General features: G+C 59.2%; 15 protein-coding genes. 10 read left to right on the top strand and 5 right to left on the bottom strand.

Annotated elements, in window-relative coordinates:
- Nucleotides 1-409: 409 nt before the first annotated feature.
- Nucleotides 410-1,186 carry an enoyl-CoA hydratase gene (locus tag AKL25_RS05405; protein ID WP_050476592.1) on the bottom strand — a complete coding sequence of 259 codons (777 nt, stop codon included), beginning with the start codon at nucleotides 1,184-1,186 and terminating at the stop codon, nucleotides 410-412.
- 169 nt (nucleotides 1,187-1,355) lie between these two features.
- On the opposite strand from AKL25_RS05405, the gene AKL25_RS05400 reads away from it, so the two are divergent.
- Nucleotides 1,356-1,793 carry a universal stress protein gene (locus AKL25_RS05400; RefSeq protein WP_050476591.1) on the top strand — a complete coding sequence of 146 codons (438 nt, stop codon included), beginning with the start codon at nucleotides 1,356-1,358 and terminating at the stop codon, nucleotides 1,791-1,793.
- Between the two features lie 90 nt (nucleotides 1,794-1,883).
- Here the strand turns inward: AKL25_RS05400 and mltA are convergent, their stop codons facing one another.
- Complete coding sequence (gene mltA / locus AKL25_RS05395; protein ID WP_050476590.1) at nucleotides 1,884-3,083, bottom strand: murein transglycosylase A; 1,200 nt, start codon at nucleotides 3,081-3,083, stop codon at nucleotides 1,884-1,886.
- A 15-nt stretch (nucleotides 3,084-3,098) separates the two neighbouring features.
- On the opposite strand from mltA, the gene AKL25_RS24415 reads away from it, so the two are divergent.
- The gene (locus tag AKL25_RS24415; protein ID WP_167541855.1) at nucleotides 3,099-3,242 is read left to right on the top strand and encodes a hypothetical protein; all 144 of its coding nucleotides are present in this window, start codon (nucleotides 3,099-3,101) and stop codon (nucleotides 3,240-3,242) included.
- Nucleotides 3,243-3,258: 16 nt separating this feature from the next.
- Here AKL25_RS24415 and apaG read toward each other — a convergent pair whose 3' ends face one another.
- Nucleotides 3,259-3,633, bottom strand: coding sequence for a Co2+/Mg2+ efflux protein ApaG (gene apaG / locus AKL25_RS05390; RefSeq protein WP_050476643.1), 375 nt, complete (start codon nucleotides 3,631-3,633; stop codon nucleotides 3,259-3,261).
- 147 nt (nucleotides 3,634-3,780) lie between these two features.
- Between apaG and rpe the strand changes: the two genes are divergently transcribed.
- From rpe to trpC, 7 genes are all read left to right on the top strand, one after another.
- The gene (gene rpe / locus AKL25_RS05385) at nucleotides 3,781-4,443 is read left to right on the top strand and encodes a ribulose-phosphate 3-epimerase (RefSeq protein WP_050476589.1); all 663 of its coding nucleotides are present in this window, start codon (nucleotides 3,781-3,783) and stop codon (nucleotides 4,441-4,443) included.
- 29 nt (nucleotides 4,444-4,472) lie between these two features.
- Nucleotides 4,473-5,141: a phosphoglycolate phosphatase gene (locus tag AKL25_RS05380; RefSeq protein WP_050476588.1), complete on the top strand. Its 669-nt coding sequence runs from the start codon at nucleotides 4,473-4,475 to the stop codon at nucleotides 5,139-5,141.
- Nucleotides 5,142-5,432: 291 nt separating this feature from the next.
- Nucleotides 5,433-6,944 (top strand): anthranilate synthase component I, encoded by a 1,512-nt coding sequence (gene trpE, locus AKL25_RS05375; RefSeq protein ID WP_050476587.1) that lies wholly within the window; start codon nucleotides 5,433-5,435, stop codon nucleotides 6,942-6,944.
- Nucleotides 6,945-7,520, top strand: coding sequence for an anthranilate synthase component II (locus AKL25_RS05370; protein ID WP_007880783.1), 576 nt, complete (start codon nucleotides 6,945-6,947; stop codon nucleotides 7,518-7,520).
- A gap of 44 nt (nucleotides 7,521-7,564) precedes the next feature.
- A complete protein-coding gene (gene trpD / locus AKL25_RS05365) occupies nucleotides 7,565-8,602 on the top strand; it encodes an anthranilate phosphoribosyltransferase (RefSeq protein ID WP_050476586.1) in 1,038 nt (345 codons plus the stop codon).
- A 27-nt stretch (nucleotides 8,603-8,629) separates the two neighbouring features.
- Nucleotides 8,630-9,262 (top strand): LysE family translocator, encoded by a 633-nt coding sequence (locus AKL25_RS05360; RefSeq protein ID WP_050476585.1) that lies wholly within the window; start codon nucleotides 8,630-8,632, stop codon nucleotides 9,260-9,262.
- A gap of 59 nt (nucleotides 9,263-9,321) precedes the next feature.
- Nucleotides 9,322-10,122 carry an indole-3-glycerol phosphate synthase TrpC gene (gene trpC / locus AKL25_RS05355; RefSeq protein ID WP_050476584.1) on the top strand — a complete coding sequence of 267 codons (801 nt, stop codon included), beginning with the start codon at nucleotides 9,322-9,324 and terminating at the stop codon, nucleotides 10,120-10,122.
- 159 nt (nucleotides 10,123-10,281) lie between these two features.
- Here the strand turns inward: trpC and AKL25_RS05350 are convergent, their stop codons facing one another.
- Nucleotides 10,282-11,043 (bottom strand): 3-oxoacyl-ACP reductase family protein, encoded by a 762-nt coding sequence (locus AKL25_RS05350; protein WP_050476583.1) that lies wholly within the window; start codon nucleotides 11,041-11,043, stop codon nucleotides 10,282-10,284.
- Between the two features lie 166 nt (nucleotides 11,044-11,209).
- Here AKL25_RS05350 and AKL25_RS05345 point away from each other — a divergent pair, with 166 nt between their 5' ends.
- On the top strand, nucleotides 11,210-12,133 hold the full coding sequence (locus AKL25_RS05345) for a LysR family transcriptional regulator (RefSeq protein WP_050476582.1): 924 nt from the start codon (nucleotides 11,210-11,212) through the stop codon (nucleotides 12,131-12,133).
- A gap of 20 nt (nucleotides 12,134-12,153) precedes the next feature.
- On the opposite strand, the gene AKL25_RS05340 is transcribed toward AKL25_RS05345, so the two are convergent.
- Nucleotides 12,154-13,605 (bottom strand): DHA2 family efflux MFS transporter permease subunit, encoded by a 1,452-nt coding sequence (locus AKL25_RS05340; protein WP_050476581.1) that lies wholly within the window; start codon nucleotides 13,603-13,605, stop codon nucleotides 12,154-12,156.
- Between the last annotated feature and the right edge of the window lie 37 nt (nucleotides 13,606-13,642).

Genomic DNA, 13,642 nt, shown 5'->3' with positions numbered 1-13,642 from the left:
ACACCGAAGTGCTATTTGCGTCGCCGACAAATCGTTTTGTTTGTCAGCAGCAGAGAAATGAGATTATGTAGCGTTTTTTAATTTGCGTCAACATCTTTTTTAACGCTTCACTAAAAATTCTTACTGCAACTTCTCACTTCCAAAAACCTGTTTTACTTCCCCCAACCGCCTCAAACCTGCGCCGCCTTGCGGCTTGCTGCATCGCTGAATCAGCGGGGAGGCGAACTATAGCAAAGCTCCCGCCAATACCGCAAGCCCTTTTGCGAAATTATTTGAAGTTTCTTCATCCATCTTCCGCAAACCCTTATCAGCATTGGATGACGACCCACACCAAAGTCAAAACCCAAAAAGCACTGCCCCCATCCCTGACGGGATGGGGGCAGTTTTTCCGACAAACAAGAACAGCAGATTATTGGTTCTTGAAATTCGGCGGACGCTTTTCCATGAACGCCTTCATGCCTTCCGTCTGGTCTTCCGTGGCGAAGCAGCTATAGAACATCGCGCGCTCATATTTGATGCCTTCGGATAACGTCGATTCGTACGCACGATTCACCGAGTCCTTGATCATCGCGACCACGGGCTGCGACATGTCGGCAATCGTGATGGCTGCGGCCAGCGCCTCGTCCATCAGCTTGTCGGCGGCAACGACGCGCGACACCAAGCCTGCGCGCTCGGCTTCCTGCGCGTCCATCATGCGACCGGTCAGGCACAGGTCCATCGCCTTGGCTTTCGACACCGCACGCGGCAAGCGCTGGGTGCCGCCGGCGCCGGGAACGATGCCAAGCTTCACTTCGGGCTGACCAAACTTGGCGGTATCGGCAGCAATGATGAAATCGCACATCATGGCCAGTTCACAGCCGCCGCCCAAGGCGTAACCCGCCACGGCGGCAATCACCGGCTTGCGCACGCGGCGGATGGTTTCCCAGTTGCGTGTAATGAATTCGCCTTTGAATACGTCCATATAGTTATAGCCGGCCATCACGGTGATGTCGGCGCCCGCAGCAAATGCCTTCTCGCTGCCGGTAATGACGATACAGCCCAGCGCTTCGTCGGCATCGAACGCCAGCAAGGCTTCGCCCAGCTCAGTCATCAATTGGTCGTTCAGCGCATTGAGCGCCTTCGGGCGATTGAGACGGATCACGCCGACTTTGCCTTGCGTCTCGGTCAAAATGTTTTCGTAACTCATCTTGTCTCCTCTATATAGGGATAGCGTGGAAGTGAAATATTCTTGCTCGGCTGATTGTACCGCCAATGAAACTTGCGCGAGATCAAAGGGCCGCGAGGAATTAGTTCGCACCCCTGAGGTCTGAGCCTATACTGAGAGTACCCCCTTCACCACAACCAAGGAGGATCACATGTTCAAGACCATTCTTGTACCAACGGATGGATCGGAGCGCTCGGACAAGGCCATCGCCAACGCCATCGATTACGCGCAGCACTGCAAATCCAGGATCATCGGCATTTCAGTCGCAGAACCCTATCCCTTCTCGCCGCTGGCTGAAAGCTCCATGGCCATCGATCCCGGTATCTATGAAGAGAACGTCCGCACTCTCGCCGAACAAAACGTGAAGAAGATCTCCGACGCCGCCAAGGCGGCTGGTGTGGACTGCGAAACGACCACGGTCCTGTCGTTCGCCCCCGACGAGGAAATCGTCAACGCCGCCAAGAAATTCAATTGCGACGTGATTTTCATGGCGTCCCACGGACGAAGCGGCCTGAGTCGACTGTTTCTTGGCAGTAAGACGCAAAAGGTATTGGCGCACTCTTCCATCCCGGTGCTGGTCCTGCGTTAATCAGCCACGCCTTCGCGCAATAAAAAACCCGGCTTGCTCTATATAGACAAACCGGGTTTTCTTTGTCCGCGACAGAATTTATAAGACAACTCAGGGGTTAGGCAACAACACCCACATCATCCCGCGCTGCTTCATGGCGCCGGCCTTTTCGCCTGCTTCATTGCCGAAACCCCAGAAGTAATCCGCCCGCACTGCGCCGCGAATCGCGCCGCCGGTATCCTGCGCCAGCACCAGGCGCTGCAGAGGCGCATCGCTGTTCGGCTGCGTGGTCGCCAAAAACACCGGCGCGCCCAGCGGAATATGCTGGCGATCAACGGCAATCGAGCGCTGGCCGGTCAGCGGCAAGCCCATCGCGCCGTTCGGGCCCTTCGACGGATCGCCGATTTTCTCTTCCTTGAAGAAGATATAGCTGGGATTCGCGTTCAGCAGCTCATTCTGGCGCGACGGATTGGCAATCACCCAGGCCTTGATGCCTTGTGCCGAAGCCTGCGACAGCGTCATTTCGCCCTTGTCGACCAGATAGCGCCCGATGGACTTGTAGGGATAGCCGTTCTGGTCGGCATAGGCCAGACGCACCGTTTCCTGCGAACCATCCAAAATCACGCGACCGGAGCCTTGCACCTGCAGGAAGAAAGCTTCCACCGGATCATCCACCCAGACCAGCTCCTTGCCGTTCAAGGCCCCCGACTGCAGCAGTTCGGCGCGCGAAAAGTAAGGAACCACCTTGTTGCCGACCACACGGCCGCGCAGACGCATGTTTTTCAGTTCTGGATAGAGGCTTGCCAGATCGATCGTCAGCAAATCATCCGGCGCCTTGTAGAGAGGCGTCTGATACGGCCCGCCGCGTTTGCGCGATCCGCGCAGCAAGGGTTCGTAATAGCCGGTCACCAGGCCGGTATCGCTGCCGTCGGGATTGAATACCTTGTACGGCGTGAAGCCGGACTCGAAGAACGCCCGAATCGCGCCTTCGTCGTTGGCATTGACCTGGCGCGCGGTCGTACACGCGTTTTTCCACTCCGGGCGGCGAACCAGCGTCTGGCAGGAAGTCAGGAAAGCCGGCCAGGCTTCGCGCACTTCGTCCCGATCCCAGCCAGGCATCGCGGCAAACGTGCTTCTTTGCAGCGTCTGCGCCTGGGTTTCAGGCTGCGTCGGCGTTGCCGGCGTGGCGGGAGTGGTCGGCGGTGTCGCCGACGGGAGCGGACGCGTCGTCGTGCAAGCTGCGAGACATAAGGCGACGATGACGGCTAATGCGGGTAAACTGGTGCGAGAACTCTTTTGAATAAGTGACATTGAGGAAACGTGAAAATGTGGTGGTTAATGCTCGAAGCCGGCGGCGCCTTCTTTATCTTCGTCTTCATCGTCTGGTGGACCATGTTTTCCGGACGCAAGCCGGACCAATCCGTTCAGACAAAAAATCCGGGCGAGAAGAAAGACAACGACCAGGCTTGAACGTTCATGTCAACGCTTAGTGCAGCGTGCGTGGCAGCGACAGGATAAATTCCGGGATCTTCACGTCGAATTGCTCGCCATCTTCGGCGACGCAGAAATACTCTCCGTGCATCGAGCCCTGCGGCGTCTTCAGCGACGTTCCGCTGGTGTACTCGAACTGTTCCCCCGGCTGCAGGAACGGCTGATGACCGACGACGCCCAGACCGCGCACCTCTTCGGTATGGTTGTTGGCATCGGTGATGACCCAGTGGCGCGAAATCAGCTGAGCAGGCACCTGCCCGGTATTGACGATGGTGATCGCGTAAGCAAACACATAATGTGAACGTGCCGGGTCAGATTGCTCTTCCAGGTACTGCGTCTTGACCGTCACCGTAAACTCATATGTCGCCATGCGGATTTCCTCGATTTTGTAAAAAGCCAAGCCCATTCCACACGAAAACAACCGCAAGTGCAAGGCTTGCAACAAAACCGGGGCCCGGCGAACGGGTAAAATAGCGCATCTTTAATCGCACCATCGCCCTGCCAGAGCCATATCGCCATGCCTAACTACCGTATCGCCCCCAGTATCCTGTCCGCCGATTTCGCCCGTCTGGGCGAAGAAGTCCGCAATGTCGTCGCTGCCGGCGCCGACATTATCCACTTCGACGTGATGGACAACCATTACGTTCCCAACCTCACCATCGGACCGCTGGTTTGCGAAGCCATCCGCCCGCATGTGCAGGTGCCGATTGACGTACATCTGATGGTCAAGCCGGTGGATCGCATCATTCCCGACTTCGCCAAGGCTGGCGCCAACATCATCACCTTCCACCCGGAAGGCTCGGAACACATCGACCGTTCGCTACAACTGATCCGCGACAACGGCTGCAAAGCCGGCCTGGTGTTCAATCCCGGCACGCCGCTGCATTTCCTCGACCACGTGATGGACAAGATCGATATCATTCTGATCATGTCCGTCAATCCGGGCTTCGGCGGCCAGTCTTTCATTCCTGAGGCGCTGAACAAAATCGCTGCAGTGCGCCGCCGCATCGACGAATCCGGCCGCGACATCATGCTGGAAGTCGACGGCGGCATCAAAATCGAAAACATCGCCGCAGCCGCCAAGGCAGGCGCCGACACCTTCGTGGCCGGCTCCGCTATCTTCGGCAAGCCGGACTACAAGGCCGTGATCGACGCCATGCGCGGCGAACTGGCCAAGTAATCCGACATAATCCGCCCGAAGAAGATCCCATGCTCGACAACATCAAAGCCGCCATCATCGACCTCGACGGCACCATGCTCGACACCGCGCCGGATTTCCACGTCGCGGTCAACCGCATGCGCGCCGACCTGGGCCTGGAGCCGCTGGCGATGCAAACCATCGTCAATTTTGTCGGCAAGGGATCGGAAAACCTGATGCGCCGCGTGCTGGCCGTCGATTACGACGAAGACGGCGTGGAGCAGCGCTTCGAGGAAGCCCTGGCGTCGTATCAGGAGCATTACCTCGCCATCAACGGCGATTACGCCACGCTCTATCCAAATGTGATTGAAGGCTTGCAGGCGCTCAAAGCCAAAGGCCTGCGCCTGGCCTGCGTGACCAACAAGCCGATCGCCTTCGCCCTGCCGCTGATGGATAAAAAGGGTCTGTATCCGTATTTCGACGTCATCTACGGCGGCGATTCCTTGCCGAAAAAGAAACCGGATCCCCTGCCTTTGCTGCAGGTTTGCGCAGATTTTTCCCTGCAACCGGCGCAAGTGGTCGCCATCGGCGATTCGTCCAACGACGCACAAGCCGCGCGGGCTGCGGGTTGCCGCGTGCTCAACGTGCCTTACGGCTACAATCACGGCGAACCTATACACAATGTCGATTCCGATGGTATAGTTCCAACGCTGCTGGATGCAGCGCACCAAATTTCTTAAGCATTAGCGTAGTCATTATCTAAAGACCACTGACAAATGTTTCTCGACAAAAAACTCAACGCCAACAAATCAGCCGCCCCTGAGGCCTGGCTGTGGCGACGCTGGCAATCCTGGGCTAACTAACCCACGTCAGCTGCCGGCCGCTCTTCTTCCCCCGCGACCGGCAAGTTTTTTGCAACACACCCCTGTTTAAAAATACTGCTAATTCACGTCGGCACGCGCTTGCCGGGACGCTTCAAGCCGTCCTGCAACCCGCAAGCCGTCTTACAATAGCGGTCCTGGAGAGAAACGATGACCGAACTCGAATTCAAATCGCTGGCCTCGCAAGGCTATAACCGCATCCCCCTGATCGCCGAAGCCTTCGCCGATCTGGAAACCCCGCTGACCCTCTACCTCAAACTGGCGCAAACCCAGAATGCCGGCAAGAATACTTTCCTGCTGGAATCGGTGGTCGGCGGCGAACGCTTCGGCCGCTATTCCTTCATCGGCCTGCCGGCCACGACCAAACTGCGCAGCTTCGGCAACAAGATCGAAGTCTTGAAGAACGACAAGGTCATCGAATCGCTGGAAGGCAACGCGCTCGAATTCATCGCCGAGTTCCAATCGCGCTACAAGGTTGCGATCCGCCCCGGCATGCCGCGCTTCTGCGGCGGCCTGGCCGGCTACTTCGGCTACGACGCCGTACGCCACATCGAAAAACGCCTGGCCGACAGCGCGCCGAAAGACGACCTCGGCCTGCCCGACATCCAGTTGCTCGTTACTGAAGAGCTGGCCGTCATCGACAACCTCTCCGGCAAGCTCTATCTGATCGTCTACACCGATCCCTCGCAACCGGAAGCTTTCAGCAAAGGCCGCCAACGCCTCAAGGATTTGCGCGCCATGCTGCGCCGCGCGGCCGATGCGCCGGTCACCAGCGGCTCGGTGCGCACCGAAACCGTCCGCGAATTCCCCAAGGAGGAATACCTGAAGGCCGTCGCCAAAGCCAAGGAATACGTCATGGCCGGCGACCTGATGCAAGTGCAGATCGGCCAGCGCCTGAAAAAGTCCTACGTCGATTCACCGCTGATGCTGTACCGTGCGCTGCGTTCGCTGAACCCGTCGCCGTACATGTACTACTACAACTTCGGCGACATGCAGATCGTCGGCGCCTCGCCGGAGATTTTGGTGCGCAACGAAACCATCGGCCAGACCTCCGACGGCCAGGCGCAAAAGAAGATCACCATCCGCCCGCTGGCCGGCACCCGCCCGCGCGGCTCGACGCCGGAACGCGACGCGCAACTGGCCACCGAGCTGCTGGCCGATCCGAAGGAAATCGCCGAACACGTGATGCTGATCGACCTCGCGCGCAACGACATCGGCCGCATCGCCACCACCGGCAGCGTCAAGGTTACCGACCAGATGGTCATCGAAAAATATTCCCACGTGCAGCACATCGTCTCCAATGTCGAAGGCCTGCTCAAACCGGGCCTGTCCAATCTCGACGTATTGAAAGCCACCTTCCCCGCCGGCACGCTGTCGGGCGCGCCGAAAGTGCGCGCCATGGAAATCATCGACGAGCTCGAACCAACCAAGCGCGGCATCTACGGCGGCGCCTGCGGCTACCTGTCGTTCGGCGGCGAGATGGACGTCGCGATCGCGATCCGCACCGGCGTCATCAAGGACGGCACGCTGTACGTGCAAGCCGCAGCCGGCATCGTCGCCGACTCGGTGCCGGAAATGGAATGGGAAGAAACCGAAAACAAGGCGCGGGCTGTGCTGCGCGCTGCCGAACAAGTGCAAGACGGACTGGATGGAGAAATCTAAATGCTGCTGATGATCGACAACTACGATTCCTTCACCTACAACATCGTCCAGTATTTCGGCGAGCTCGGTGAAGAAGTGCTGACCATCCGCAACGATGAGATCACGCTGGCCGAAATCGAAAAACTCAATCCCGAACGCATCTGCCTCTCGCCCGGCCCGTGCAGCCCGAAAGAAGCCGGCATCTGCATCGACTTGCTCAAGCATTTCTCCGGCAAGCTGCCGATCCTGGGCGTCTGCCTCGGCCATCAGGCCATCGGCGAAGCCTTCGGCGGCAACGTCGTGCGCGCCAAGCAAGTCATGCATGGCAAGACATCGAAGATCGCCCACACCGGCGTCGGTGTGTTCAAGGATATCCCCAGCCCTTACACCGTGATCCGCTACCACTCGCTGGCCATCGAGCGCGCCTCGCTGCCCGATTGCCTCGAAGTCACCGCCTGGACCGACGATGGCGAAATCATGGGCGTACGCCACAAGGAGTTCGATTTGCAGGGGGTGCAGTTCCACCCCGAATCGATCCTCTCCGAACACGGCCACGCCTTGCTGAAAAACTTCCTGACCGGCACCGCGCGCTCTTGACCGCCGTAACTATTGCGATCCCGTCGACACCATCCGAGAACATCATGTCCATCACGCCACAAGAAGCCTTACTGCGCTGCATCGAGCACCGCGAAATTTTCCACGATGAAATGCTGACGCTGTTCCGCCAGATCATGAGCGGCGAGATGTCGCCCGTCATGATCGCCGCGCTCACCATGGGCCTGCGCGTCAAGAAGGAAAGCATCGGCGAAATCGCCGCCGCCGCGCAAGTCATGCGCGAATTCGCCACCAAGGTGCCGATGGCCGACACCAGCAATCTGCTCGACATCGTCGGCACCGGCGGTGACGGCGCGCACACCTTCAACATTTCCACCGCGTCGATGTTCGTCGCCGCAGCAGCCGGAGCACGCGTCGCCAAACACGGCGGGCGCAGCGTTTCGTCGTCGTCAGGCAGCGCCGATGTGCTCGAAGCGCTGGGCGCCGACATCAACCTGCAACCCGAACAAGTCGCCCAATCGATCGCGCAGACCGGCATCGGCTTCATGTTCGCGCCCAACCATCACGCGGCGATGAAACACGCCGCGCCGGTGCGCAAGGAGCTGGGCGTGCGTACGATATTTAATATCCTCGGACCGCTGACCAACCCGGCCGGCGCGCCGAACATCCTGATGGGCGTGTTCCATCCGGATCTGGTCGGCATCCAGGTGCGCGTGCTGCAACGCCTGGGCGCGCAACACGCGATCGTGGTCTGGGGCCGCGATAATCTGGACGAAGTCACGCTGGGCGGCGCCACCATGATCGGCGAGCTGGTCAACGGCGAAATCCGCGAATATGAAATCCATCCGGAAGACTTCGGCATGAGCATGTTCGCCAGCCGCAACCTGCAAGTCGCCAACGCCGCCGAATCGAAGGAAAAAATCTTCGAAGCGCTCAAGGGCGTGCCGGGTCCGGTGCACGACATTGTCGCCATCAATGCAGGCACGGCGCTGTATGCCGCCGGCGTGGCGGCATCGATAGAAGACGGGCTGAACAAGGCGCGCGCCACCATTGCTTCCGGTGCAGCGCTGGCCAAGGTCGAGCAGTTCGTGAACGTGACGCGGCAGTTGGGCGGCAAACACTAATCTTTCGGCAACAGAAAGGCATACACCATGATTCCCCTGAACGACCTGATGATCTTTGCGCTGGCCGCACTGGTGCTGGTGCTCACGCCCGGCCCCAACATGATGTATTGCGTCTCGCGCTCGATCTGCCAGGGGCGTGCAGCGGGCATGATTTCGCTGCTGGGTGTAGCGGCCGGTTTCATCGTGCACATGCTGGCGGCCACCTTCGGCCTGACGGCGTTGTTCCTCGCGGTGCCGCTGGCCTATGACCTGATCAAGTATCTCGGCGCAGCCTATCTGTTGTGGATGGCGTGGAATGCGCTCAAGCCGGGCGGCGCCTCGCCGTTCCAGACGCAGGATCTCCCGCATGACAGCAACGCCACTTTGTTCCGCATGGGATTTCTGACCAATCTGCTGAACCCCAAGGCAGCGATGTTTTACATGTCTTTCCTGCCGCAGTTCATCCATGCCGAACATGGCCACGTCATGCTGCAAAGCCTGACGCTGGGCGTGACGCAGATCGCCGTCAGCTTCACCGTCAACGGCTTGCTGATTCTGACGGCCAGTGCGATTGCCAGCTTTTTCTCGAACAATCCCGGCTGGATGCGAGCGCAACGTTATGTCATGGGACTGACGCTGGGTGCATTGGCGGTGCGGCTTGCCATTGATCAGCGTAAATGAGCAACGCAAATGCGCAACGCACATAAGCAACGTAAATAAGCAGCAACCAAGGAATAAAAATGTCTGACATCCTCAACAAGATCCTCGACGTCAAAGCCGAGGAAGTCAAAGCGGCGAAGAAGCACCGCGACCTCGCCAGCCTGCGTCGCGACGTCGAGTCCGATACAGAGGCGCGTACACAGTTGCGCGGCTTTGAAGCGTCGGTGCGCGGCAAAATTGCTGCCGGTCATGCCGGCATCATCGCCGAGGTCAAGAAAGCCTCGCCGTCCAAAGGCGTGATCCGTCCCGACTTCAAGCCGGCCGAGATCGCCGTCAGCTACGCCACCCATGGCGCAGCCTGCCTGTCGGTGCTGACCGACGTGCAATTTTTCCAGGGCGCGCCGGACTACCTCAGGCAGGCGCGTGCCGCCTGCGCGCTGCCGGTGCTGCGCAAGGATTTCATGATGGATCTGTATCAGGTCTATGAAGCGCGCTCCTGGGGCGCCGACGCCATCCTGCTGATCGTCGCTGCGCTCGACCACGGCCTGATGGCGGAGCTGGAAGCTTGCGCCCATGAACTCGGCATGAGTGTGCTGGTGGAAGTGCATGACGGCGTCGAACTCGACGCGGCGCTGAAACTGAAAACCGCGCTGCTGGGCGTCAACAACCGCAATCTGCGTACCTTTGAAACCACGCTGGACACGACACTGAACCTGCTGCCGCACATTCCTGCGGAAAAACTGGTCGTGACCGAATCGGCCATCGCCACGCCGGAAGACGTCAAGCGTATGCGCGACGCCAACGTCAACGCCTTCCTGGTCGGCGAAGCCTTCATGCGTGCGCCGGAACCGGGTGTCGAGCTGGCACGCTTGTTTGCCTGAACATCCGTAACACACTAACTAAAAAAGCCGTCGTCCTGACGAAAGCCAGGACCCAGTGACTTTCGTTGCGAGCACATGCGGTTGAGATGTGCGAATAACGACACTGGGTCCCAGCTTTCGCTGGGACGACGGCTTTTTGCCATCAAGACAGAAGCGACATTAAGCCGAGAAGCCGCCATCAATCGTCAGGCTGGCGCCGGTGATGTAACCCGCTTCAGGACCGGCCAGATACGCCACAAAGCTGGCGATTTCTTCGTCCTTGCCATAGCGTGGCAATGCCATCAGACCCTTCAGCGTTTCAGCGAAATCGCCGTTGGCCGGGTTCATGTCGGTATCGACCGGACCAGGCTGCACGTTGTTGACGGTGATGCCGCGTGGACCGAGGTCGCGCGACAAGCCCTTGGTCAGGCCGACGATGGCCGACTTGCTCATGGCGTACACGGCACCGCCGGCAAACGGCATGCGATCGGCGTTGGTGCTGCCGATAGTGATGATGCGGCCGCCTTCACCCATGAAGCGCACGGCTTCCTGAGTCGCAACGAACACGCTGCGCACGTTCACTGCCAGGGTGCGGTCCAGATCTTCCAGCTTGAATTCTTCCACCGGGCCCATCGCCAGTACGCCGGCGTTGTTGACCAGGATGTCGAGACGGCCGAAAGTTTCCGCGGCGATGCGGATAGCTTGTTGCAGCGCTACGGTGTCCGAGCTGTCGGCCTGGATCGCCAGAACGCGGCCGCCCTTGGCTTCGACTTCGGTGACCAGCGCCTGCGCCTTGTCGGGCGAGCTGACATAGGTGAAGGCGACGATAGCGCCTTCGCGCACCAGGCGCTTGACGATGGCGGCGCCGATGCCGCGCGAACCGCCTTGCACGAAGGCAACCTTATTGGACAGGGTCAGATTGGTGTTGATGTTTGCAGTCATGATATTGCTCCTTGTTTGGATAAGAAAAAATAAATGTATGGCCTGCGGTTTCCTTGGGTTGGTCTCGAATTCCGTTTGGCTTGGAATGAAGTATGGGGTAACGATTATGTTTAAACTAGCTGGCAATCACTATCTTCTTTTTAAACATTATGTTTAAAATAGGCGCATGGAATCCCTAACCAGCATTGAGTGCTTTGTCGCCTCTGCCGAAGCCGGCAGCTTCTCCGCAGCCGCGCGGCGGCTCGGCCTGACCTCGGCCGCCGTTGGCAAGAACGTCGCCCGGCTGGAATCCAATCTGGGCGTGCGGCTGATTCAGCGCAGTACGCGCAGCCTGCGTCTGACCGAAGCCGGCGAACGATTTTTGCAAGAGGTGAGCGGCGGCTTGTCCAGCATCCAAAGTGCCGTCGCCAATCTGGCCAGCGCCGGCGGTCAGCCGGCAGGCGTGTTGAAAGTGAGCATGGGAACCGGTTTCGGGCGCGAATACATCGTGCCGCTGTTGGGTGGATTTCTGGAGCGCTATCCGGCCATTTCACCGGACTGGCATTTCGACAACCGGCCGGTGGACCTGATCACGGAAGGTTTCGATGCGGCCATCGGCGGCGGCATCGAGCTGCCGCCCGGTATCGTCGCGCGCGAGCTGGCGCCGGCGCACCGGGTATTGCTGGCGTCGCCGGCTTATCTGGCGTCGCGTCCTCCGATCCGTACTCCCGAAGACCTCGTCCAGCACGACGGCATCCTGATCCGCTCGCCGCAAACGGGCCGCGTTCGTTCATGGACGCTGCGCAACGGAGATGGCGTGCAGGCACCAATTGACCTCAAGGTGAAAATGACCATGAGCGATCCCAACGCCGCCTGCGAAATTGCCGAAATGGATATGGGGATTACCTTGACGGCGATGCCGCACGCCGTGGTCTATCTGAACAAAGGGACGTTAGTGAGGGTACTGCCGGATTGGCATGTCGACGGCGGCATGCTGGCGCTGTACTTCGCTGCGGCGCGGCTGTTGCCGGCCAAGACGCGCGTGTTCGTCGACTATGTGGTGGAACACTTCCGCCGCGAAGAACTGGCGCGGCGGTTTTCGGCTTTTTGAAACTTCAGCTTTTTGAAACCTCAGCGATTCTTCGGCGCGCCACGCACACCGCCGCCGAGATTGTCGCCGGCATCTTTCGCCAGGCCGCGATAGCCCAGCGCCGAACACAAGGTCAACAAACCGGCCATCGCAAACGCCCAATGAAAATCGGTGACGGAAAAATGCGCTTCGCCGCCGGCCGTGCCCGCAATATCAGCGCCGCCGTTAAAATACGACGCCACGCGCAACGCCAGTGCGCCGAATGCGATCCCCATGCCGATGGTCATCTGCTGCGCCACGCTCCACAAAGTCGAAGCAGCGCTCTTTTGCGCTTCGCTGACATCCGCATAGGCCAGGGTCGCCAGCGTGGTGAACTGCATCGAGCGCGACAGACCATAGATGAAGATCGTCATCAATACCACCGGCACCGGCGTCGTCGCCGTGAGCAGGCCGCAAGCCAGCACGAACACGCCGGCAATTGCTGCATTGTTCAACGCCACGCGGCGGAAGCCGAAGCGCTGCAATACGCGCGTAGTGAACATCTTCATGCCGAGGTTGCCCAGTGCACTGGCCAGCAGCAGCAAACCGGAATGAAACGCCGACAAGCCGAAACCGATCTGGAACAGCAGCGGCAGCAAATACGGCACGGCCTCAATACCGATGCGGGTGAACGAGCCGGCGACAACCGTCACGTTGAATGTCGTTACCTTGAGCGTCGAATAATCAAGCAAAGGGTGTTCGCGACGCATGCCATGCCGATACGAAAACACACCGAGCACGATACCGACAACGATGAACATGACAGCCACCAGCAAGTTGGTCTCTGCATGGCTGGCCAGTTCCGTGCCATATAACAGCGAAGTCAACGCAGTACCGCTGAGGAAGAAGCCCACCATGTCGAGCGGCTTGCGCTGATTGCCGCGTTCGTTGGGAACGATGCTGAGTACAGCAATCAATGCGGCAATGCCGAACGGCACATTGATCAGGAAGATCCAGTGCCAGGAGAAGTACGTCGTAATGAATCCCCCGAGAGAAGGCCCGACCACCGGCGCCACGATCGCCGGCCAGGTGATGGTCGAGATCGCTTTCATCAGCTTGTCCTTGCTGGTGTTGCGCACCACGATCAGACGACCGACCGGCACCATCAGCGCGCCGCCCATGCCCTGCAGGATACGCGCCGCCGTGAACTCGAACACGCTGCCGGATATCCCGCACAAGACCGAGGCCAGCGTAAAAATCACGATGGCAGAGCCGAACACCGTGCGCGAACCGAGACGGTCGGCCACCCAGCCGCTGATCGGGATGAATACCGCCAGCGTCAACATGTAGGCAGTCATGCCCAGGCTCAGTTCATTCGGCCCCACCTTGAACGCCTGCGCCATCTGCGGCAAGGCTGTCGCGATGATGGTGGTGTCGAGGTATTCCATGAAGAAGGTCGCGGCCACGATGAAAGGCAACCAATGCAAGCGCGATGAATTCTGTCCGGCTGTCATCCCTGTCCCGTATCTGTCTCTGTTTGTTTTTCTATTG

It is taken from the genome of Herbaspirillum rhizosphaerae (genome assembly GCF_001189965.1).
In the GTDB taxonomy this organism is placed as follows: Bacteria; Pseudomonadota; Gammaproteobacteria; order Burkholderiales; family Burkholderiaceae_D; genus Herbaspirillum; species Herbaspirillum rhizosphaerae.
The sequence above is the reverse complement of the archived record's forward strand: the minus strand, read 5'-3'. Positions and strand labels throughout refer to the sequence as shown.

Excerpts from the sequence above, each read along its gene's own strand:
- AKL25_RS05350 (WP_050476583.1), bottom strand. The coding sequence starts at position 11,043 with ATGACTGCAAACATCAACACCAATCTGACCCTGTCCAATAAGGTTGCC.
- AKL25_RS05345 (WP_050476582.1), top strand. The coding sequence starts at position 11,210 with ATGGAATCCCTAACCAGCATTGAGTGCTTTGTCGCCTCTGCCGAAGCC.
- rpe (WP_050476589.1), top strand. The coding sequence starts at position 3,781 with ATGCCTAACTACCGTATCGCCCCCAGTATCCTGTCCGCCGATTTCGCC.
- AKL25_RS05400 (WP_050476591.1), top strand. The coding sequence starts at position 1,356 with ATGTTCAAGACCATTCTTGTACCAACGGATGGATCGGAGCGCTCGGAC.
- AKL25_RS24415 (WP_167541855.1), top strand. The coding sequence starts at position 3,099 with ATGTGGTGGTTAATGCTCGAAGCCGGCGGCGCCTTCTTTATCTTCGTC.
- trpD (WP_050476586.1), top strand. The coding sequence starts at position 7,565 with ATGTCCATCACGCCACAAGAAGCCTTACTGCGCTGCATCGAGCACCGC.
- AKL25_RS05405 (WP_050476592.1), bottom strand. The coding sequence starts at position 1,186 with ATGAGTTACGAAAACATTTTGACCGAGACGCAAGGCAAAGTCGGCGTG.
- AKL25_RS05370 (WP_007880783.1), top strand. The coding sequence starts at position 6,945 with ATGCTGCTGATGATCGACAACTACGATTCCTTCACCTACAACATCGTC.
- trpE (WP_050476587.1), top strand. The coding sequence starts at position 5,433 with ATGACCGAACTCGAATTCAAATCGCTGGCCTCGCAAGGCTATAACCGC.
- trpC (WP_050476584.1), top strand. The coding sequence starts at position 9,322 with ATGTCTGACATCCTCAACAAGATCCTCGACGTCAAAGCCGAGGAAGTC.
- AKL25_RS05360 (WP_050476585.1), top strand. The coding sequence starts at position 8,630 with ATGATTCCCCTGAACGACCTGATGATCTTTGCGCTGGCCGCACTGGTG.
- mltA (WP_050476590.1), bottom strand. The coding sequence starts at position 3,083 with ATGTCACTTATTCAAAAGAGTTCTCGCACCAGTTTACCCGCATTAGCC.
- apaG (WP_050476643.1), bottom strand. The coding sequence starts at position 3,633 with ATGGCGACATATGAGTTTACGGTGACGGTCAAGACGCAGTACCTGGAA.
- AKL25_RS05380 (WP_050476588.1), top strand. The coding sequence starts at position 4,473 with ATGCTCGACAACATCAAAGCCGCCATCATCGACCTCGACGGCACCATG.
- AKL25_RS05340 (WP_050476581.1), bottom strand. The coding sequence starts at position 13,605 with ATGACAGCCGGACAGAATTCATCGCGCTTGCATTGGTTGCCTTTCATC.